Raw genomic sequence first — 19080 nt, 5'->3', positions numbered from 1 at the left:
ACGGGATCGCCCGGCCCCGGAGCGCAGGTACAGGGAAAGTAAAGTCCTGCCCATGGTGGTCATACCGACGGACCCGGGCACCCCCGACAGCCGGAGCGCCCGGCGCTACCTGTGGTGGCTGGTGGTCGTGCAGCGCCGCAGAATCGTCGCGGGCGCCCTGCTGGGCAGCGCGTGGATGATCGGTCTCACGCTGCCGCCCTATCTGCTGTCCCGGGCGATCGACGGAGGACTCAGGGCCGGAAACCCGGGGACGCTGCTCCGCTGGACCGCCGCGCTGCTGGCCGTCGGAGTGCTGAACGCCTGGCTCGGCATCATGCGCCACCGCACCATGACCAAGGTCAGGATGGACGCGGCCTTCCGCACGGTGCAGGCAGTCGTGCGGCACTCCACCCGGCTGGGGGCCGCACTGCCCCTCCGGGTGACGGCCGGTGAGGTCGCCACGATCGGCGGCAGCGATGTGGCACGCATCAGCGAGACCCTCACGGTCACCGGGCCCGGGGTCGGAGCCGTGGTGGCGTACTTCGTGGTGGCCGGTCTGCTGTTCTCCGTGTCACCGCTCCTCATGGCCGTCCTGCTGCTCGGCGTACCGCTGCTCGCCGTCGTGATCGGGCCGCTCCTCGGGCGTCTGCAGGGGGCCGAGTCCGCCTACCGGCAGAGCCAGGGCGAACTCACCGCCCTGCTCACCGATCTCGTGGGCGGACTGCGGGTCCTCGGCGGCCTCGGCGGCAAGGGGCTGTACGCCGACCGCTACCGCGCCGGTTCGCAGCGCCTCCGCGCGGAGGGGTACCGGGTGGGCGCCGTGACCAGCTGGATCCAGGCGCTCGCGGTGGGGCTGCCCGCGCTCTTCCTCGCAGCCGTCACCTGGCTCGCGGCCCGGATGGCGGCCGAGGGGACGATCACAGTGGGCCAACTGGTGGCGGTGTACGGCTATGTGGCGGTTCTCGTGGCCCCGGTGACCTTCCTCATCGAGGGCGGTTACGGCATCAGCCGGGGTCTGGTAGCGGCCCGCCGGGTGGTGCGGTTCCTCACGCTGGGACCGCACGCGGGACCGGCCGAGCACCATGGCCCCGCGGCCGCCCCGGAGCGGCCGTCCGTACTGCGTGATCCCACGTCCGGTACCGAGGCGGCGCCCGGGCTGCTGACGGCACTGGTCAGCGCCCGGCCCGCGGAGACGGCCGCGGTGGTCGACCGGCTCGGCCGGTTCACCGCTTCGGACGTCACCTGGGGCCCCGTGCGGCTCGACGCGGTTTCCGCGGCGCAGGTGAGGGCGCGGATCCTGGTCGCGGACAATGAGGCGTACCTGTTCGCGGGAACGCTGCGCGAGGCCCTCGTGGGCCGGCAGGACCGGGACGACGACGCCATCGCCGGTGCGCTCCACACCGCGGTGGCCGAGGACGTCGTCGCGGGTCTCCCTGACGGGCTCGGCTCGGCGGTCGACGCCATGGGCCGCAATCTCTCCGGCGGCCAGCGGCAGCGGATCCGGCTCGCCGGGGCCCTGCTGGCCGACCCCGAAGTACTGCTGGCGGTCGATCCCACGTCGGCGGTCGACGCGCACACCGAGGCGGCCGTCGCGGCCCGGGTGAAGGAGGCCCGCACCGGCCGCACGACCCTGGTCACCACCACCTCACCGCTGTTCCTGGAGCGGGCCGACACCGTGTACTACCTGGTGGACGGCGTGGCCGCCGCTGCCGGCAGCCACGTCGAGCTGATGCGCGACCAGCCCGGCTACCGGGCGCTGGTAGCGCGCAGCACCGGTGAGGAGACGGCGGCCGGGGACGGCACCGCGGCCGGTGACCTGCCGGGCAGCCGGGCCGCACCGGACAGCGGTGCGGCGGGTCGCGCCGCTGCCGGCGGAGCCGGGGCGGGCGGCCCCGGGGTGGAGAGCACCGCGGCCGGAGCCGATGGCGGGGCAGCCGGTACGCCCACGTCGAAGGAGGCCGTACGGTGAGCAACCCGCTGCCCGTGGCCGGGAAGCGCGAGGTCCGGCTGGCGGCCGGCCGGCTCGTCCGGGCCGATGCCCGCGCCTTCACCGCCGTCATCGCTCTCAACGCCCTGGCCGCCGGGGCGGGACTGGCCGGACCGTGGCTCCTGGGCCGCATCATCGACCGCGTCAGTGCCGGCGGAGGCGTCGGCACCGTCGACCGGCTCGCTCCGGCCATCCTGCTTTTCGCGGTGGCCGAACTGCTGCTCACCCGCTTCGCCCGGTACCTCGCCCACCGCTTCGGCGAGCGCACATCGGCCCGGGTCCGCGAGCAGTTCACCGACCGGGCGCTCGCCCTGCCCGCCGCAGTCGTGGAGGGCGCGGGCACCGGCGATCTCAGCGTCCGGGGGACCTCCGATGTCGCCACCGTCGGCTCGACCCTGCGGGACGCGGCCCCGGACGTCCTCATCGCCGTCGTCCAGGTGCTGTTCATCCTCGGCGCGGTCTTCGCGGTGAACCCGCTGCTCGGCTGCTGCGCGGTGGCCGGCCTCTCAGGCATCCGGTGGGCGGCGCGCTGGTATCTGCGCCGGGCCCGCCCCGCCTATCTGGCCGAGGGCGCCGCGTACTCGCAGCTCACCGAAGTCCTCACATCGACGGCGTCCGGCGCCCGTACCGTCGAGGCGCTCGGCCTTGAACTGCGGCGCATCGCCGCATGCGACGAGGCGGTCGACGCCTGGCGCCGCACCCGGCTGCGGACGCTGCGGCTGCGCAGCGTCCTCTTCCCCGCCGTCGATGTCTCGTACGTACTGCCGGTGGCCGGTGTGCTGCTGCTCGGGGGCGTGCTGAACGACCGGGGCGTGGTGTCACTGGGGGCGGTGGTCGCGGCCGCCCTCTATCTCCGCCGGCTGTCCGCGCCACTCGACACCGTCCTCCAGTGGATGGAGCAACTGCAGAGCAGCGGGGCCGCCTTCGCCCGGGTGGAGGGGCTGGCGCAGGCCCCGGCGCCCGTCCCGCCCGCGGCGCCCGGCGTGCCCGCGGGCGACCGGATCGAGGTGACGGGTGTCCACTACGCCTACCCGGGCGGCGGCGATGTGCTGCACGGGGTCGATCTGACCGTACGGCCCGGTGAGCGGCTGGCCGTCGTCGGGCCCTCCGGGGCCGGGAAGTCCACCCTGGGCAGACTGCTTGCGGGAATCGACGCCCCGCGGACGGGCGCCGTCACGGTGGGCGGAGTGCCGCTCGCGGACCAGCCGCCCGGACAGCTGCGCCGCCAGGTCGTCCTGGTCACTCAGGAACACCATGTCTTCCTCGGCACGGTGCGGGACAATCTGCTGATCGCCGCACCCGGCGCGACCGACACCGAACTGACCGGCGCCCTGAACGCGGTGGGCGCCGACTGGGTGGCCGCTCTGCCCGACGGACTCGCCACCGAACTGGGCGCGGGCGGCCGGCTGCTCGACGGCGCTCAGGCGCAGCAACTGGCCCTGGCCCGGGTCGTGTTGACGGATCCGCACACCCTGATCCTCGACGAGGCGACCGCCCTGCTCGATCCGGCGACAGCACGCCACACCGAGCGCGCTCTGGCCGCGGTCCTCGAAGGCCGCACCGTGATCGCCGTCGCGCACCGTCTGCACACCGCGCACGACGCCGACCGGGTCGCCGTCATGGCGGACGGCAGGCTCGCCGAACTCGGCACCCACGACGAACTCGTCGCGGCAGGCGGAGCGTACGCCGCGCTCTGGAACACCTGGCACGGCGCCCGGCCGGCCCCGTCGCCTTAGCGACTGCCCGGCGCGGGCGGCAACTCCGCCGTACCCGGAGGCTGTTGCCGCCACCCGCGTGCCCCTGCGCCGAAGTCTGCCGGCGTCCTGAGGTCAGCGCTGCTGCTGGCGGCCGCGCTGGCGTTCGATGCTGTGTCGCAGATGGTCCGTCATCGCCTCCGCCGCGCGCTCGGGGCTGCGGCGCAGCACGGCGCGCAGGATGCGGTCGTGCTCGGCGAGGGTCGGCTCCGCGGCGCCCTGGATGCTGCTGAGGCGGAAGATGTGCAGGTGCGAGTGGAGCCGGCTCACCGCGTCAGCCAGCAGCGGGCGGCCGGCGGCGCGGGCGATCGAGTCGTGGAAGCGCTGGTCGCCCGCTGCGAACTCCCGGTAGACGGCGTACCGTTCACCCGATCCGGGGCGGTCGCGCATCTCCTGCACCAGGCTCTCGATGCTGTCGAGCTGCTGGTCGTCCGCATGGGCCGCGGCCAGCGCCGCCGCGGTCGGCTCCAGCAGCAGACGCATCTCGAACAGCTCCTCCAGGCCCTGCGGGGTGAGGAGTTCGGTGGCCCGGTACCCCGCGAGTGACCGCTTGGTGACCAGGCCGTCCGACTCCAGCCGTGCCAGCGCCTCGCGTACCGGCGTCGGAGAGACCTGGAGCGTACGGGCGAGCGCCTCGATGCCGACCCGGGCACCCGGCCTGATCTCGTGGTCCATGACCATCGCCTTGACAGCCTCGTAGACGCTGTCGCCCAGTACCTGGCGCTGCGGCGCCGGCGCCCCTTCGTCCGACAGCATCCGGCCTCCTCCAGCCCGTCGCACAGCGACTACCCCGGGCACCCGATTCTATAGGGATCGCGCGTACCTACTCCATGAGGAAGACCTGCTCCATGGGGGTCCACCAGTCGTCGGGTCCCGCCTCCGGCACCTTCTCCTGGCAGGGATCCGTCAGCTCCCACCAGGCGCGGGTCGCCTCGTCCCGGCCCATCGCCGCGAGATCCGCGGCCAGGTCGTCGCCGTGGTACTCGAAGTAGCTGAAGAGCCGGTCCCCGAGCAGATGGATCGAGTAGTTGGCGATATGGCTCGCCCGCAGCCGGGCGAGCACCGGCTCCGGGACCGCCAGGTGCAGCTCGCGGTAGTACGCCAGCTTCTCCGGACGTACTTTGATGACCTGCGCGATCCGCCGCATCAGCCTGTCACCGCCGCTCGTACCGTCTGGCGCTGCGCGCCGAGCCCGTCGATTTCGAGGTCGACCACATCGCCCGCCGACAGATACGGGAAGCGGCCGGAGAGCGCGACGCCCTCCGGGGTGCCGGTGTTGATGATGTCGCCGGGTTCGAGCACCAGGTAGTGGCTGAGGTGGCGTACCAGTTCATGCGCCCCGAAGATCATGTCCGCGGTGCTGGAGTCCTGGCGCGGCTCGCCGTTGACCCGGCTGCGGAGGTTCAGGGCCTGCGGGCCTCCGGGGAGGTCGCCGGCCGGGACGAGCCACGGCCCGAGCGGGTTGAAGGTCTCGCTCGACTTGCCCTTCGACCACTGGCCGCCCGACTCGTCGAGCTGGTAGGTCCGTTCCGATACGTCATGGGAGACCGCGTATCCCGCGATGCACTCCGCAGCCGCGTCCGCCGAGTCCAGGTAGCGGGCGGTGCGTCCGATGACGACGGCCAGTTCGACCTCCCAGTCCACGGTCTTCGCCCCGGGCGGGATCAGGACGTCGTCGTACGGACCGACCACGGTGTTGGGGTGCTTGAAGAAAATGATCGGTGCGGTGGGTGGCTCGCTGCCCGACTCCGCCGCGTGGGCCGCGTAGTTCTGGCCGATGCAGAGGACCGCGGCGGGCCGGGCGACCGGTGCGCCCACCCGGAGCCGGTCCGCTCCCGGGAGTTCGGTGAGCGTCCCGGCCCTGAGGGCTTCCCGTACCCGGTCGATCCCGCCGCCGGCGAGGAACCGCCCGTCGATGTCGTCGGTCAGCGGGCCGAGATCGTAGAGCACACCGGCTTCGCGTACGGCGGGGCGCTCGCTGCCCGGATCGCCCAGTCGCATGAGCTGCATGACAGCAGCCTCCTCATGTGTCGGACTCAGAGGTTCAGAGGTTCAGAGGTTCAACAGAGGTCGGATGTTAGCGAGATGAAAGCTATAGGAAAACCCGGGCGGGGAGAACCCCCAGCGCCACAACGGCCCTTGCTGCCACAGAAAAGCGCGGTTCAAGGGTTGACGCCCGCCGGGGCTCCATGGCTAACCTCCGATGACCTCACATTCCTATAGGATAAATCCGGCTGTTTCTGGAGGCGCCATGGCCGACTCCCCGCACTCCGTCCCCACCGCGCGCCAACCGTCCGGAGACACACCCGCTCCCGACCCCACGTCCGGTGGCGCGGCCGCCCCGCCGCTTCCCCGGTTCGTCAAGGCCGTCGCCGTGCTCGGCGGAATGGCGGGTCTGCTGTACGGCTACGACTCCGGCGCCATCGCCACCGCACTGCCCTTCGCCACCGACCGGTTCGGCCTCTCCTCCACCGAACAGGGCCTGGTCACCAGCCTGATCCTGCTCGGTGCGCTGCCGTCGATCGTCGTCGGATCGCTGGCCGCCAAGCGGTACGATCGCAGGCATCTGCTGATCGTCGCCGGGATCGTCTTCGCCGTGGGATCGGTCGGCTGCGCGCTGTCGACCAGCGTCGCGATGCTGCTCGTCTCCCGCTTCGTCCTCGGCCTCGCCGTGGGCCTGGCCAATATGTTCGGCCTGATCTATCTGACCGAACTGGCGCCGAAGCGGGTACGCGGCCTGATCAGCGCGCTCTACCAACTCAGCGTCAACGTCGGCATCCTGATCGCCTACGGCGCCGGTGACGCCCTGCGCGGCGCGGGCGCCTGGCAGTGGATGCTCGGCCTCGGGGCGCTGCCCGCCCTGCTCTTCCTCATCGGCATGGTGCTCAGCCCGGCCAGCCCGCGCTGGCTGAGCCTGCGCGGCCGGGAGGCGGAAGCCCATGCCGTACTGATGCGGCTGCGGTCGTCGCGCGGCGAGGCGGACGCGGAAGCGGCCGAGATCCAGCAGAGCCTCGGGATGCAGGGGGCAGGTCTGCGCGAACTGCTGCACCGCTACCGCCCCGCGCTGCGGATCGGACTGGTTCTGACCTTCTTCCAGGTGTTCACCGGGATCAACGCCGTCGTCTACTACGCGCCCACCGTCTTCGCGGGCGCCACCGGGCACTCCGCCGACACCGGCATCATCGCCAACTACAGCGTCGGCGGCGCCCTGGTGATCTCCACCGCGATCTCGCTGCCCCTGATCGACCGGCTCGGCCGCGTCAGGATGCTGGCCTGGAGCCTGGGCGGCCAGGTGCCGCCGTTGATCCTGCTGGCCCTGTTCCCGCACTCGTCCGCTCTGGACGTCGTCTGCGTCTTCGCCTTCACCTTCGCCTTCGGGTTCGGTCTCGGCCCGGTCTTCTGGCTCTACATCCCGGAGATCCTGCCGCTGCGCGCCCGCGCCCTGGGCATGGGGGTCGTCACGTTCACCCAGTACCTCTTCAACTTCCTCTTCTCCTTGACCTTTCCTGACATCCTCGGTGCGATCGGCTTCTGGGTCTTCGGCATCTACGCAGTGATCTCCGCACTGGGGCTCGCATTCGTCCTGACCGGGGTACCCGAGACGGCGAACCGCTCGTTGGAGGAGATCGAGGCGGAGTGGCGGCGCAAGGACGCGGCGCCGGCCTCCGCCCCGGCCGCCGCCTGACCACATCCGCCGCGGCCCCGAGCCGCGGACGACCCCGAGAAGGACACATGCGGGTAGGACTCTTCGTGACGTGTGTGAATGACGCGTTGTATCCACGGACCGGCATCGCCGTGGTGAAACTGCTTGAGCGGCTGGGGGTGGAGGTCGGCTTCCCCGCAGGACAGACCTGCTGCGGGCAGCCGCAGTTCAACACCGGCTACCGGCGCGAGACCGAACCCCTGGTCCGGCGCTTCGACCGGGAATTCGCTCCCTACGACTACGTCGTCACGCCGTCGGGTTCCTGCGCGGCCATGGTCCGCGACAACTATCCGCGGATCGGCCGCAAGGCGGCGGCGGAGCACCGCGGTCACGAGCTCGCCGACGCGGCCGCCCGCTCCGTGCCCAAGACGTACGAGCTGACGGAGTTCCTGGTGGATGTGCTCGGGGTCGTCGACGTGGGGGCGTACTTCCCGCATACGGTGACGTACCACCCCTCCTGCCACGGTCTGCGGATGCTGGGGCTCGGCGACCGGCCGCTCCGGCTCCTCGACGCGGTACGCGGCCTTGAGCTGCGGGAGCTGGCAGGGGCCGAGGAGTGCTGCGGTTTCGGCGGGACCTTCGCTGTGAAGAACGCGGATGTGTCGGCCGCCATGGGCGAGGACAAGGTACGCAACGCGGTGTCGACCGGCGCCGATGTGCTGTGCGGGGCCGACAATTCCTGTCTGATGCACATCGGCGGCATTCTGCGCCGCCAGGACGCGCCGCTGCGGGCGCTCCACCTGGCCGAGATCCTGGCGAGCACCGAAGAGGAGCCCCACGTATGAGCGGTACCTATCTCGGGATGCCGTCCTTCCCCGAGGCGGCCAGGGAAGCCGTGCACAACGAGACCCTGCGGGAGAACCTCCGGCACGCCACCCACACCATCCGCGACAAACGGGCCAAGGCGGTGGCCGAACTCGCCGACTGGGCGCAGCTGCGGGAGGCGGGCCGGCAGATCAAGGACCGGACGCTACGTCATCTGGACGAGTATCTGGTGCAGTTGGAGAAGTCGGTCACCGCCGCCGGCGGAACCGTCCACTGGGCGGCCGACGCCGACGAGGCCAACCGGATCGTCGCCGGACTGGTCAAGGCGACCGGTGAGCGCGAGGTCGTCAAGGTCAAGTCGATGGCGACGCAGGAGATCGGCCTCAACGAGGCCCTGGAGGCCGAGGGGATCACCGCGTACGAGACGGACCTCGCGGAGCTGATCGTGCAGCTGGGCGAGGACCGCCCCAGCCACATCCTGGTCCCGGCGATCCACCGCAACCGGGGTGAGATCAGGGAGATCTTCGCCCGGACGATGAGCGAATGGGGGCGGCCGGCCCCCGAAGGTCTGACCGACAGCCCGGCCGAGCTGGCCGAGGCCGCCAGGCTGCACCTGAGGGAGAAGTTCCTCCGGGCCAAGGTCGGGATCTCGGGGGCCAACTTCATGGTCGCCGAGACCGGCACCCTCGTCGTGGTCGAGTCCGAGGGCAACGGCCGGATGTGCCTGACGCTGCCCGAGACGCTGATCTCGGTGGTGGGCATCGAGAAGACCGTGCCGACCTGGCAGGACCTGGAGGTCTTCCTCCAGACTCTGCCGCGCTCGTCGACGGCCGAGCGGATGAACCCGTACACCAGCACCTGGACCGGCACCACCGAAGCGGACGGGCCGCGCGACTTCCATCTGGTGCTCCTCGACAACGGCCGCACCGCCACCCTGGCCGACGAGGTCGGCCGCCAGGCGCTGCGCTGCATCCGCTGCTCCGCCTGTCTCAACGTCTGCCCGGTGTACGAAAGGGCGGGCGGCCACGCGTACGGCTCGGTCTACCCGGGCCCCATCGGCGCCATCCTCAGCCCGCAACTCCGGGGCACGGAGAGCGAGATCGACGCCTCGCTGCCGTACGCCTCCTCGCTCTGCGGCGCCTGCTACGACGTGTGCCCGGTCGCCATCGACATCCCCGAGGTCCTGGTCCACCTGCGCGAGCGGGTCGCCGGCCAGGGCGGCAAGGGCCACCGTCTTGAGAAGGCGGCGATCAAAGCGGCCGGCTGGGTGCTGAACCATCCGGCCGCACTCGCCGCCGGTGAGAAGGCGGCGTCGAAGACCCGCGGACTGCACCCCAGGCGGCTGCCGGGCGCGGCGGCCTGGACCGACAGCCGCGACCTGCCCGAGGTGCCGCCCGAACCGTTCCGTGACTGGTGGAAGAAGAACCGCACATGAGCTCCCGCGACCAGATCCTCGCCCGCGTACGCGCCGCGGTCGCCGACGCGCCGGAGGCGCCCGAGGTCAGCCGCGACTACCTCACCACGCACACCGCCGACGACCCGGCGGCCGTGCTGGACCTCCTCCACGAGAACCTCGCGGACTACCGCGCCCTCGTGCACCGGACCCGGCCCGAGGGGCTGCCCGCGCTGCTCGCCCGGCTGCTGGCCGAGCGTGGCGCGACGACCGTGCTGGCGCCTGCCGGGCTGCCCGCCGGGTGGCTGGCCGAGTCCACCGCCACCCGGACCGATGACACACCGGCATCGACCGCGCAGGAACTCGACGCCGTGGACAGCGTGGTCACCGGATGCGCGGTGGCCATCGCGGAGACCGGCACCATCGTCCTGGACGGCAGCGCCGGCCAGGGGCGCCGCCGGATCACCCTCGTCCCCGACCACCACATCTGCGTCGTACGGGCCCCGGAACAGGTGGTCGCCTCGGTACCGCAGGCACTCCCACGTCTCGACCCGGCGCGCCCGCTCACCTGGATCTCAGGCCCTTCGGCGACCAGTGACATCGAACTCGACCGCGTCGAAGGCGTCCACGGCCCCCGCACCCTCGAAGTCGTCCTCGTCGAGGAGGGCACGAGCACCGAGTGAAGGACCGGGCAGCCGGGGACCAAAAGACGAGCGACGGAACCAGCGGGAGACCCCATCCATGAGCAGAATCACGAGCGTCGACTGCCGGCTCGTCTTCATCGAGCCCGAGACGCTGCGCACCGACGCCACCCAGACCTTCGTACGCCAGGAGACGATCCTCGTCACCGTCGGGACGGACGACGGGCTGAGCGGCACCGGGTACTCCTACACGATCGGCACCGGCGGCAGTTCCGTACTGGCGCTGCTGCGTGACCACCTCGCCGGCACGCTGCTGGGCGCCGATGCCCGTAACGTCGAGGCGGTCTGGGCCCGGATGCTCGCGGCGACCCGGGCCACCGCGTTCGGGCTTCTCACCTCACTGGCGCTGGCCGCCGTCGACACGGCCCTGTGGGATCTGCGGTGCCTGCGCGCCAGTGAACCGCTGTGGCGGCTCGCGGGCGGCGCGCACGACCGGCTGCCCGTGTACGACACCGAGGGCGGCTGGCTGCACCTGAGCACCGACGAACTGGTCAAGAACGTCTCGGCGGCGCAGGCTTCGGGGCTGCGCGGCGCCAAGCTGAAGGTCGGCAAGCCCACCGCGGTCGAGGACGCGGAACGCCTCGCGGCGGTCCGCGAGGCGACCGGGCCCGGCTTCGAGATCATGGTCGACGCCAACCAGTCGCTCACCGGGGCGGAGGCGATCCGCCGGGCCCGCACCTACGAGCCGCTGGACATCGCGTGGTTCGAGGAGCCGCTGCCGGCCGATGACGTCGCGGGGCACCGCAGGCTGGCCCGCTCGACCACGGTGCCGGTCGCGGTGGGCGAATCGGTGTACAGCGTCGGCCACTTCGCCGAGTACCTGTCGGCGGGCGCCGCCGGAATCGTGCAGGCCGATGTGGCCCGCGTCGGCGGCATCACCCCGTGGCTGAAGGTCGCACACGCCGCCGAGGCCTGCAATGTGCGAGTGGCCCCGCACTTCCTGATGGAGCTGCACGCGAGCCTGGCCTGCGCGGTCCCCGCCGGGATGTATGTGGAGCACATTCCGCAGCTCGGTGCGATCACCCGCAGTGAGCTGGTCATCGAGGACGGCTGCGTCGTGCCGCCGGAGACGCCCGGTCTCGGCATCGAGTGGGACGAGGACGCCATCGCGGATCTGCGGGTCGCGTAGCGGCGCAGAAGCCGCAATCCCGTAATTCGCAGACCCGTGAACCGTGCGGCGGCCGGGAGGGTTCCGCGCCCTCCCGGCCGGTGCTCAGACGGAGCGGTGGTACTGCTGCGGTACGTGCACGTCGGCGCCGAGCACCCGGGCCGCGTGCCGGGCCCAGGACGGGTTGCGGAGCAGCTCACGGCCGAGCAGTACCGCGTCCGCCTCGCCGTTGGCCAGGATCTTGTCGGCCTGTTCGACCTCGGTGATCAGCCCGACGGCGGCGACGGGCAGCGATGTCCCGGCCTTGACGCGTGCGGCGAAGGGCACCTGGTAGCCGGGGCCGACCGGGATGCGGACCCCGGCCGCGTTGCCGCCGGTCGACACGTCGAGCAGATCGACGCCGTGCTCCTTGAGCAGCGGGGCGAGGCGCACCGTGTCGTCGGCCGTCCAGCCGCCCTCGTCCAGCCAGTCGGTGGCCGAGATACGGAAGAAGAGCGGCAGCTCGTCGGGCCACACCGCCCGTACGGCGTCCACGACTTCCAGCGCGAAGCGGGTGCGGTTCTCGAACGATCCGCCGTACTCGTCGGTGCGGTGGTTGCTGTGCGGTGAGAGGAACTCGCTCACCAGATAGCCGTGTGCGCCGTGGATCTCGGCGACCTGGAACCCCGCGTCGAGCGCACGCCGGGCTGCGTCGGCGAACTGGCCGACGATGTGCCGTATCTGAGCTGCCGTCAACTCGTCCGGTACAAGCTCACCCTGGTCCAGGGGGACCGGGCTGGGCGCGACCGGCTGCCAGCCGCCCTGGTCGGGGCCGATCGGGCCGCCGCCCTTCCAGGGGCGGTCCGTCGAGGCCTTGCGCCCGGCATGGCCGAGCTGGATCCCGGGAACGGTGCCCTGCCCCTTGAGGAAGCCGGTGATCCGGCGGAGCGCCTCGACCTGGGTGTCGTTCCAGATGCCCAGGTCGGCGGGGGTGATCCGGCCCTCGGGGCTGACCGCTGTCGCCTCGACGATGATCAGGCCGGCGCCTCCGGCGGCCCGTGCGGCGTAGTGCGCGAAGTGCCAGTCGTCGGCGACGCCCGTGCCGGGCCCCGAGGTGGCCGCCGAGTACTGGCACATGGGCGGCATCCACACGCGGTTGGGGAAGGTCAGCGACCGCAGGGTGTACGGCTCGAAAAGGGCGCTCACGACAGGCTCCATTCACAACGGCGTCGGGACGCTCGTACGATACCCGTCGTAGTACGGTGAATGTCAAACTACGATGGAACTCGTACAATGGGGCTGTCCCCGGACCCGTCCGGACCCGCCCGGGTCCGAATGGAGGCCCGAATGAAGGAGAGCCGTCGTGGCGACCGCAACGACCAGCCGTGCACTGGCCCATCCGGCGCGTGACGAGATCCGCCTGGACGGCGTGCTCCATGCGCTGGCCGACCCGATGCGGATGTGTGTGGTGCGGGAACTGGCTTCGGACGGCGGTGAGTTGTCCTGTTCCCGGTTCGTGCTCCCGGTGACCAAGTCGACCACCACGCACCACTTCAGGGTGCTGCGCGAGAGCGGTGTGATCCGGCAGATCTACCGGGGGACCGCGAAGATGAACGTGCTGCGCAGGGACGATCTGGACGCGGTCTTCCCCGGTCTGCTGGACAGTGTCCTGGCCGCGGCCGAGGCGGAGGCGTCACGGGAGGCGTGAACCTCCGCCGCCGTCAGCGCGGCGAGGTGGCGGCGGGGTCGGTCCCGCCGGCTCTGTCGGTCCCTTCGGTCTTGTCGGTCCCGTCGGCCGGGGGTGCCCCCAGGCTCCAGTCGAGTCCGTACCGCTGGAACAGCTCGGCCCGCAGTCGCGCGTGCGGCATGGGCGCCCCCGGCAGCAGCTGGGCGAAGACCGTGCCCATCAGCTGAGCACGCAGCAGAGGGTAGTCGGTGTCCGGGTCGGGTGATCCGTACCGCTCCACGGCCGAGCGCAGGACCCGGGCGAGCTGCTGCTGTTCGGGGCACTGTACGAATCCCTGCTCCTGGAGGATTCCGGCCATATGCGTCCGCATCAGTACGGGGTGGTCGGCGGCCAGCCCCAGGATCGCGTCGATGGCCCGCGCCAGCAGCTCCTGCCCGTCGTCGGTGCGCGGCTCACGCTCCATGGCCGCGGTGAGCGTGCGGTGCATCAGGCGGTGCACCGCGGACTGCAGCAGATACCGCTTGCCCGGGAAGTAGTACGAGACGAGACCGCGGGCGGATCCGGCGCGGTCGGCGATGTCCGCCAGCGTCGTCGCCTCGTATCCGCGCTCACCGACAAGATCCACTGTGGCCTGCAGCAGCCGCTCGCGGGAACGCCGCCGCAACTCCTCATTGACCGATTGGCTGCGCGGGGACATGCTTTACTCCTGCGTTGACTGGCTCTCAGCCAACTATAATCAGCGCATCCTGCAAAGGGCCCCGTCAGGGGCTGTTCTGCGGGCATCGTCCGGACCGGGCGGCGCGGGGGACCGTCCGGTTCGGATTTCCTGCTGCCTCCCCCCGGTGATTTCCGGCTTTTTCAGGTGGTTCCGGCAGTTCCCCGCCGGGCTGACCCGGGCGCGCCCCTCCTGTCAGCCGACGATATCCAGCACCGGGCGGAGTGCGTCCGGGCGCTCGGCGACCGGGAGGTGGTCCACGAAGTGGACCGCGCAGCCCAGATTCCGGGCACCGCCGTCGGCGCGGCGCTCGTCGCCGACCATCAGGGTCTCGCCGGGATCCTGGCCCAGCGCCTCGCAGGCGGCGCGGAAGAGCCGGACGTCGGGTTTCTGGACGCCGTGCTCGTACGACAGGGTGTAGTGGTCCACGTACGGATCGACCCCGTGGGCGCGGAACACCGGCCGCAGGTCCCAGCCGATGTTGCTCACCACGCCGACCCCGATCCCGCGGGCGTGCAGGGTGCCGAGCACCTCGGCCGTGTCCGGGTAGGGGCTCCAGGCGTCCGGTGTCCTGTGGCGTGCGTAGAGGGCGTCGTACAGTGCCGGATCCGGCAGCTCGACCTGGCGGGCGAGGCCCGTGAACGCGGCGCGGTGCTGCTCGGCGCTCTCGTCGCGGGATGCCCACAGCCCGGCGAGCGAGGGCGGCACCCGCTGAGGGGTGGGGCCGCCGGGTTGTGCGCCCGCAGCGGTCAACTCCGCTGTGCGGAGGGCGAATTCCTCCTGGTCCAGCGTGATGCCCGCCTCCTCCAGGGTGGCCCGCAGCCACGTCGCGACAGACTCGGCCCGGAAGAGGGTCCCGGAGAAGTCGAAGAGTACGGCCTTGATCGTCCCCTTGATCGTCATGGGGGCATTCTTCCCCGTCCGGCTGTCGCGACAGTCACCGGTATCGCTGCCGTCATGGCTAGTGCCACGGCAGGCAACGTTTGCCCCGTCGCGACGCCCGGCACACACTCTCGCCGCACCGGCCGAAAGCCCAAGTACGTCCAGTACAAGGGCTTCCGGCCGGCACGCCGAGAGCACGCACCGAACGCCGCTCCTTGACGGGCAAACCTTGCCTGCCGCGGCACTAGCCGAGCGCGCGCAGCCCGGGGATGAACGCCACCAGCAGTGGCACGACCGGCACCAGCGAGGCGGCGGCGGTCAGCCGCAGCCTGCGGCCGGCGGTGAGGCGCGGGGCCGCGTTCAGCAGCCGGTCGACTCGGTGCGGAAGCTCCGCGTCGGGGGTCGGACAGGGGCCGAAAACCCCGCGGTGCTCGTTGAGTTGGACCAGCGCCAGCGCTATGGTCAGCCGCCCGAACCGGCGCGAGGCCACATCGTCGGCGGCCAGCTCCACCAGCCGGTGCATCTCGTTGCGGAAGGCGGCGAAGACCGGAATCTGCGGGAAGCCCACGGCCAGCGCGGCCGAGCAGTGCAGCAGCCAGTCGTGACGGGCCCGCGCGTGGCCCTGTTCATGGGCGAGCACGGCATCGAGCTGATGGCCTTTCAGCCCCCGTAGTGCCCCTGTGGTGATGACCAGTTGGGGAGCCGAGCCGGGCAGCCACCACGCGTCGGGGCGCTCGCCCTCCAGCACGACGAGGCGCTCGCTGCCGGGTTCCTCGCCGGGCAGCACGGGGGAGCGCACCAGCAGTTCCCCGCGGCTCCGCCGGCGTGCGGCCCGCGCGCGGCGGATCTCCCGGGTGAGCATCGCGGCCGTCCAGACACCACCGGCGGCCAGCACCGTCGCTGTCGCCGCCGACCACTGCGCGTATGTGCCGAGGGCGTACGCCTCCACCACGGCGTGCGGGGCCGGGGCGAAGACGTGGCCCCGCACGAGCTGCCAGGCCGCCGAGGCGCTGAAGGTCATCGCCAGCGCGAAGCAGAGCAGTACAGCGGCAACCACGCACTGCCACACCCACAGCGCCACCACGGGCTCCCGCTCGGGCCACTGGGCGCGTGCCAGAAGCCGCGGTGCCGCAACAGCAGCCACGGCTCCGAGTAGCAACAGCGCTAGGGAGACCACCATGGTCGTCAGTTTATGGAGTCGGTGTGTCGCCGGGGTATGGCCTGGCTCCGCAAGTGACGCAGGACACGGCCTGGTTCCGCCCAGGAGTGGGGAAACTGTCCTGTTCGGTGTCGCTCGCGGATGCGGAGTCTCAACTGCCGGTCAGGGTGCGGCCGAGGAGCGAGAGCAGGCAGTCCCAGTGGCGCTGCACCGCGGCGGGGTCGAAGGCCTCCGTGTCGGACATGGTGAAGCCGTGGACGGTGCCGGGTTGGATCTCGGTGGTGTGGCGGACACCTGCGGCGTCCAGGGCCTGGTTGAGCGCGCTGAAGGTCTCGGGGGTCATGTCGCCTTCGGCGAGGCCGAGGTGTACCTGCGCCCTGACCTCGGGGAAGAGGTGGTGCGGGCTTTCGGGCGCGTCCGTGACCAGGGGGCTGGGGTGGAATCCGGCGACGGCGGCCACCCGGCCCGGGTGGGCCGCTGCGGTGCGCATCGCCAGGGCGCCACCCATGCAGTAGCCGATCGCGGCGACCGGTCCGGCGCTGACCTCGGGCCGGTCGGTGAGGAAGCCGAGGTAGGCGTCGGCGTCCCGCAGGGCGCGTTCGGGGGTGTGCGCCTCGATCAAGGGCATCAGCTGGGCGAAGACCGCGGGCCTGACCTCTTTCCCGAGGTACGCGGGAAGGTCGGTCACCGGCGCCGGACCGTGCCGGTAGTAGAGGTTGGGGACGAGTACGCAGTACCCGTGCCCGGACAGTTCGCGGGCCATCTCCCGCAGCACGGGCCGCAGGCCGAAGGCGTCCGGATACATCAGCACCCCGGGGTGCTGCTCGCCTCCGTCGGGGAAGGCGGCGAAGGCGTCGGCCCGGCCGTCCGCTGTGGGAATCCGCAGTGTCCTGGTGTGACTGCTGTTCGCTGGTTCCTCGACTCTGGTGTTCGCGTGGTGGGGCATGGCGGGTAAAGTACAACGTGTAGGGCAGCGAATGCAATGGTCATTGCAGTTTCCGCTTACGGGTACCTTGACCAGGGCGGCAGGGGCAGAGAGGGCGGTCACCCATGAGGCAGGGCCAGGCGGAGAAGCGGGCGGCCATCCTGCGGGGCGCGCGCAAGGTCTTCGGGCGTGACGGCTATACGCGTACGAGCATCGAATCGATCGCCAAGGAGGCCGTGGTCTCCACCCGCACGATCTACAACCACTTCCCCGGTGGGAAGGCCCAGCTCTTCAGGGCCGTGGTGGTCGAGGGCTCGGAGCCGGTCGTCGAGGCACGTCTCGACGCGATCGACCGGCGGCTGTACAAGGTCACCGCGGCCGAACTGGAGCAGGACCTCGTCGAGTTCGTACGGGCCTGGGTCGCCTCGTCGCACCGGTTCGCCGATCATTTCGCGGTCGTCCGGCAGATGCGGGTCGAAAGTGCCCATCTCCCTCAGGAGTTCCTCACGGCCTGGCGGCAGAGCGGACCGCAGCGGGCTTCCGACGCGCTGGCCGAGCGGTTCGAGCGGCTGGCCGCCGACGGGCTGCTCGTGACGGACGATCCGGCGCGGGCGGCCCGCCACTTGCTGCTGCTCACGGTGGCGGAGATCAACGAGCAGAGTTTCCACGGGGCGTTGCCGCTCCCGGACGGGGCGGAGGACGCGATCATCGAGTCGGGGGTACGAGCCTTTCTCCAGGGATACGCGCCGCGTTGATCCCTTCTTGAGGGCAGGGTGTGTGCCGGGCGGAGCCGCCCCCCCTCCGGCTTCACGGCCCGCGCCGGCCTCTCGATTCGAAGAGCCGCAGTCTGGCCGCCCACAGCTCCCACAGCTCTCCCGCTCTGGTTCCGTCGCCCTGCCCGGGTCAGATCGTCAGCAGCATCGCGAACATGGCCATTCCCATGGCCAGCCGGCAGGCGAGCGCCAGCTCCGGACGGGCTCCCCAGCCGATGGCACCAGCGGGCCCGCCACCCCCCGTTGCCACCGACACCGCGGGGACCAGGGTGGCGCCCGTGCGCAGGACGTACACGGCGTAGTAGGCCAGCAGCGCCCCGGTGAGGAGCGGTATCCCTCCGGCCGAGTGCGACGCGTGCTCCATGGAGCCGCCACTCATGGCGCCGCCATCCATGGCGCCGCCATCCATGGCGCCGCCATCCATGGCGCCGCCATCCATGGCGCCGCCATCCATGGCTCCGCCATGCGCCCCGCCCGACGCCATCCCCGCTGTCATCGTGAGCGCCATGTAGACCATGGCGAGCGAGCCGACCAGGTGGTGCAGATGGTGAGCGCTCGACCGGAGCTGCCACAGGGCCCGGAGGCCGCCCGCCGCGAAGACCGCGGCGAGTACCGTCCACCCCCACCCCGGGAGAGTGCCCATCGCGGCGGGCAGAGCCATCGCCGCCATGCCGAACCCCATCACCGCCTCGCCCCCCGCAGCCGTCCGCGCCTGCTGCGATGTGCTGCGCATCCGCAGCAGGCAGTAGGCCCCGGTCGCCGCGCTCAGCGCCATCAGCAGCCAGCCGGACATCGAGGATCCGTGCACGGCGTACCTCCCCGTTCGACGCGCCGGCCCGTCCGGCCGTCCCCCTCCACGCATCGATGCCCGGGCCGGGCGGAGCGCACGCAAGCGCAGGGGGGCACGGGGGAGCGCGTCGCGGGCGCGTTACTGTCTGGTCAGCACCGTCCGGGCAGCTCCGGACCGCCCGGAACCGCCTTCGACGGGAGACATCACCCCATGGACACCGCCCCCGACCGGATCACTTTCAGGGACGCGGCAGAGGCCGACGTACCGGCGCTCGTCACCTTGATCGAGTCGGCCTACCGCGGGGACAGCAGCCGCACCGGCTGGACGACCGAGGCGGACATCCTGGACGGGCAGCGCACCGACCCGGAGGGGGTGCGCGGAGTCATGGCGGCGCCCGCCAGCCGGCTGATGGTGGTGGAGCGTGACGGCGAGCCGGTCGCCTGCTGCCAGCTGGAGCGGCGCGGCCACGCGGCCTACTTCGGGATGTTCGCGGTGAGCCCGGCCCTGCAGGGCGCGGGACTCGGCAAGCGGATCATCGCCGAGGCCGAACGCCTGGTGCACGCCGAGTGGGGTGCCGATGAGATGCACATGACGGTCATATCCGTACGGGACGACCTCATCGCCTGGTACGAGCGGCGCGGCTACCGCCGCACGGGGAGGATGTTCCCCTTCCCGTACGGCGACGAGCGGTTCGGTATCCCGCTCCGCGACGACCTTCAGTTCGAGCTGCTGATCAAGCCGCTCCCGGCCGGGACCCCCGGCCCGCGAGCGGAGTAGTGG

19 protein-coding genes are annotated in these 19080 nt (G+C 71.6%); 10 read left to right on the top strand and 9 right to left on the bottom strand.

From position 1 onward, the window contains the following. The first annotated feature begins 52 nt into the window (after positions 1 to 52). A complete protein-coding gene (locus OHB13_RS02745) occupies positions 53 to 1948 on the top strand; it encodes an ABC transporter ATP-binding protein (RefSeq protein ID WP_328375320.1) in 1896 nt (631 codons plus the stop codon). After that, the gene (locus OHB13_RS02740; protein WP_328375318.1) at positions 1945 to 3702 is read left to right on the top strand and encodes an ABC transporter ATP-binding protein; all 1758 of its coding nucleotides are present in this window, start codon (positions 1945 to 1947) and stop codon (positions 3700 to 3702) included. The genes OHB13_RS02745 and OHB13_RS02740 overlap by 4 nt, the downstream gene beginning before the upstream one ends. 93 nt (positions 3703 to 3795) lie before the next feature. Here OHB13_RS02740 and OHB13_RS02735 read toward each other — a convergent pair whose 3' ends face one another. The 3 genes from OHB13_RS02735 to OHB13_RS02725 form a co-directional block, all read right to left on the bottom strand. Next, positions 3796 to 4476, bottom strand: coding sequence for a GntR family transcriptional regulator (locus OHB13_RS02735; protein ID WP_328375317.1), 681 nt, complete (start codon positions 4474 to 4476; stop codon positions 3796 to 3798). A gap of 67 nt (positions 4477 to 4543) precedes the next feature. Further along, positions 4544 to 4867 (bottom strand): L-rhamnose mutarotase, encoded by a 324-nt coding sequence (locus OHB13_RS02730; RefSeq protein WP_266859683.1) that lies wholly within the window; start codon positions 4865 to 4867, stop codon positions 4544 to 4546. Continuing rightward, on the bottom strand, positions 4867 to 5730 hold the full coding sequence (locus OHB13_RS02725) for a fumarylacetoacetate hydrolase family protein (RefSeq protein ID WP_266859685.1): 864 nt from the start codon (positions 5728 to 5730) through the stop codon (positions 4867 to 4869). The genes OHB13_RS02730 and OHB13_RS02725 overlap by 1 nt, the downstream gene beginning before the upstream one ends. A 241-nt stretch (positions 5731 to 5971) precedes the next feature. Here OHB13_RS02725 and OHB13_RS02720 point away from each other — a divergent pair, with 241 nt between their 5' ends. From OHB13_RS02720 to OHB13_RS02700, 5 genes are read left to right on the top strand one after another with little or no spacing between them, the layout of a single operon-like run. Further along, positions 5972 to 7405, top strand: a complete 1434-nt coding sequence (locus OHB13_RS02720) for a sugar porter family MFS transporter (protein ID WP_328375315.1) — start codon at positions 5972 to 5974, stop codon at positions 7403 to 7405. Positions 7406 to 7452: 47 nt separating this feature from the next. Then, complete coding sequence (locus tag OHB13_RS02715; protein WP_328375313.1) at positions 7453 to 8208, top strand: (Fe-S)-binding protein; 756 nt, start codon at positions 7453 to 7455, stop codon at positions 8206 to 8208. Continuing rightward, entirely contained in the window at positions 8205 to 9623 is a 1419-nt protein-coding gene (locus tag OHB13_RS02710) for a LutB/LldF family L-lactate oxidation iron-sulfur protein (RefSeq protein ID WP_328375311.1), read from the top strand. Before OHB13_RS02715 ends, OHB13_RS02710 begins: the two co-directional genes overlap by 4 nt. Continuing rightward, complete coding sequence (locus OHB13_RS02705; RefSeq protein ID WP_328375309.1) at positions 9620 to 10264, top strand: LutC/YkgG family protein; 645 nt, start codon at positions 9620 to 9622, stop codon at positions 10262 to 10264. Before OHB13_RS02710 ends, OHB13_RS02705 begins: the two co-directional genes overlap by 4 nt. Before the next feature lie 58 nt (positions 10265 to 10322). Then, positions 10323 to 11411 carry a mandelate racemase/muconate lactonizing enzyme family protein gene (locus OHB13_RS02700; protein ID WP_266859695.1) on the top strand — a complete coding sequence of 363 codons (1089 nt, stop codon included), beginning with the start codon at positions 10323 to 10325 and terminating at the stop codon, positions 11409 to 11411. 84 nt (positions 11412 to 11495) lie between these two features. Here OHB13_RS02700 and OHB13_RS02695 read toward each other — a convergent pair whose 3' ends face one another. Next, positions 11496 to 12575, bottom strand: a complete 1080-nt coding sequence (locus tag OHB13_RS02695) for an NADH:flavin oxidoreductase/NADH oxidase (protein ID WP_328375305.1) — start codon at positions 12573 to 12575, stop codon at positions 11496 to 11498. Between the two features lie 157 nt (positions 12576 to 12732). On the opposite strand from OHB13_RS02695, the gene OHB13_RS02690 reads away from it, so the two are divergent. Further along, positions 12733 to 13077 (top strand): ArsR/SmtB family transcription factor, encoded by a 345-nt coding sequence (locus OHB13_RS02690; protein WP_266859699.1) that lies wholly within the window; start codon positions 12733 to 12735, stop codon positions 13075 to 13077. A gap of 13 nt (positions 13078 to 13090) precedes the next feature. Here OHB13_RS02690 and OHB13_RS02685 read toward each other — a convergent pair whose 3' ends face one another. The 4 genes from OHB13_RS02685 to OHB13_RS02670 form a co-directional block, all read right to left on the bottom strand. Next, a complete protein-coding gene (locus OHB13_RS02685) occupies positions 13091 to 13753 on the bottom strand; it encodes a TetR/AcrR family transcriptional regulator (protein ID WP_266859701.1) in 663 nt (220 codons plus the stop codon). A 213-nt stretch (positions 13754 to 13966) separates the two neighbouring features. Next, complete coding sequence (locus OHB13_RS02680; protein ID WP_328375301.1) at positions 13967 to 14674, bottom strand: HAD family hydrolase; 708 nt, start codon at positions 14672 to 14674, stop codon at positions 13967 to 13969. Between the two features lie 223 nt (positions 14675 to 14897). Next, on the bottom strand, positions 14898 to 15833 hold the full coding sequence (locus OHB13_RS02675; protein ID WP_328375299.1) for a M56 family metallopeptidase: 936 nt from the start codon (positions 15831 to 15833) through the stop codon (positions 14898 to 14900). Positions 15834 to 15963: 130 nt separating this feature from the next. After that, a complete protein-coding gene (locus OHB13_RS02670; RefSeq protein WP_328375297.1) occupies positions 15964 to 16758 on the bottom strand; it encodes a dienelactone hydrolase family protein in 795 nt (264 codons plus the stop codon). A 104-nt stretch (positions 16759 to 16862) separates the two neighbouring features. On the opposite strand from OHB13_RS02670, the gene OHB13_RS02665 reads away from it, so the two are divergent. After that, the gene (locus OHB13_RS02665) at positions 16863 to 17492 is read left to right on the top strand and encodes a TetR/AcrR family transcriptional regulator (RefSeq protein WP_328375295.1); all 630 of its coding nucleotides are present in this window, start codon (positions 16863 to 16865) and stop codon (positions 17490 to 17492) included. A gap of 148 nt (positions 17493 to 17640) precedes the next feature. Here OHB13_RS02665 and OHB13_RS02660 read toward each other — a convergent pair whose 3' ends face one another. Then, positions 17641 to 18318 carry a DUF5134 domain-containing protein gene (locus OHB13_RS02660; RefSeq protein ID WP_328375294.1) on the bottom strand — a complete coding sequence of 226 codons (678 nt, stop codon included), beginning with the start codon at positions 18316 to 18318 and terminating at the stop codon, positions 17641 to 17643. Between the two features lie 192 nt (positions 18319 to 18510). On the opposite strand from OHB13_RS02660, the gene OHB13_RS02655 reads away from it, so the two are divergent. Then, entirely contained in the window at positions 18511 to 19077 is a 567-nt protein-coding gene (locus OHB13_RS02655; RefSeq protein ID WP_266859713.1) for a GNAT family N-acetyltransferase, read from the top strand. Positions 19078 to 19080 lie beyond the last annotated feature (3 nt).

The sequence above is a fragment of the Streptomyces sp. NBC_00440 genome, assembly GCF_036014215.1.
GTDB lineage: Bacteria > Actinomycetota > Actinomycetes > Streptomycetales > Streptomycetaceae > Streptomyces.
This window is presented reverse-complemented; position numbering and strand designations above follow the sequence as displayed.

What these genes read in the sequence shown, in the direction of transcription:
- OHB13_RS02745 (WP_328375320.1), top strand. Translation starts at nt 53, where the DNA reads ATGGTGGTCATACCGACGGACCCGGGCACCCCCGACAGCCGGAGCGCC.
- OHB13_RS02735 (WP_328375317.1), bottom strand. Translation starts at nt 4,476, where the DNA reads ATGCTGTCGGACGAAGGGGCGCCGGCGCCGCAGCGCCAGGTACTGGGC.
- OHB13_RS02730 (WP_266859683.1), bottom strand. Translation starts at nt 4,867, where the DNA reads ATGCGGCGGATCGCGCAGGTCATCAAAGTACGTCCGGAGAAGCTGGCG.
- OHB13_RS02725 (WP_266859685.1), bottom strand. Translation starts at nt 5,730, where the DNA reads ATGCAGCTCATGCGACTGGGCGATCCGGGCAGCGAGCGCCCCGCCGTA.
- OHB13_RS02720 (WP_328375315.1), top strand. Translation starts at nt 5,972, where the DNA reads ATGGCCGACTCCCCGCACTCCGTCCCCACCGCGCGCCAACCGTCCGGA.
- OHB13_RS02715 (WP_328375313.1), top strand. Translation starts at nt 7,453, where the DNA reads ATGCGGGTAGGACTCTTCGTGACGTGTGTGAATGACGCGTTGTATCCA.
- OHB13_RS02710 (WP_328375311.1), top strand. Translation starts at nt 8,205, where the DNA reads ATGAGCGGTACCTATCTCGGGATGCCGTCCTTCCCCGAGGCGGCCAGG.
- OHB13_RS02705 (WP_328375309.1), top strand. Translation starts at nt 9,620, where the DNA reads ATGAGCTCCCGCGACCAGATCCTCGCCCGCGTACGCGCCGCGGTCGCC.
- OHB13_RS02700 (WP_266859695.1), top strand. Translation starts at nt 10,323, where the DNA reads ATGAGCAGAATCACGAGCGTCGACTGCCGGCTCGTCTTCATCGAGCCC.
- OHB13_RS02685 (WP_266859701.1), bottom strand. Translation starts at nt 13,753, where the DNA reads ATGTCCCCGCGCAGCCAATCGGTCAATGAGGAGTTGCGGCGGCGTTCC.
- OHB13_RS02680 (WP_328375301.1), bottom strand. Translation starts at nt 14,674, where the DNA reads ATGACGATCAAGGGGACGATCAAGGCCGTACTCTTCGACTTCTCCGGG.
- OHB13_RS02675 (WP_328375299.1), bottom strand. Translation starts at nt 15,833, where the DNA reads ATGGTGGTCTCCCTAGCGCTGTTGCTACTCGGAGCCGTGGCTGCTGTT.
- OHB13_RS02670 (WP_328375297.1), bottom strand. Translation starts at nt 16,758, where the DNA reads ATGCCCCACCACGCGAACACCAGAGTCGAGGAACCAGCGAACAGCAGT.
- OHB13_RS02665 (WP_328375295.1), top strand. Translation starts at nt 16,863, where the DNA reads ATGAGGCAGGGCCAGGCGGAGAAGCGGGCGGCCATCCTGCGGGGCGCG.
- OHB13_RS02655 (WP_266859713.1), top strand. Translation starts at nt 18,511, where the DNA reads ATGGACACCGCCCCCGACCGGATCACTTTCAGGGACGCGGCAGAGGCC.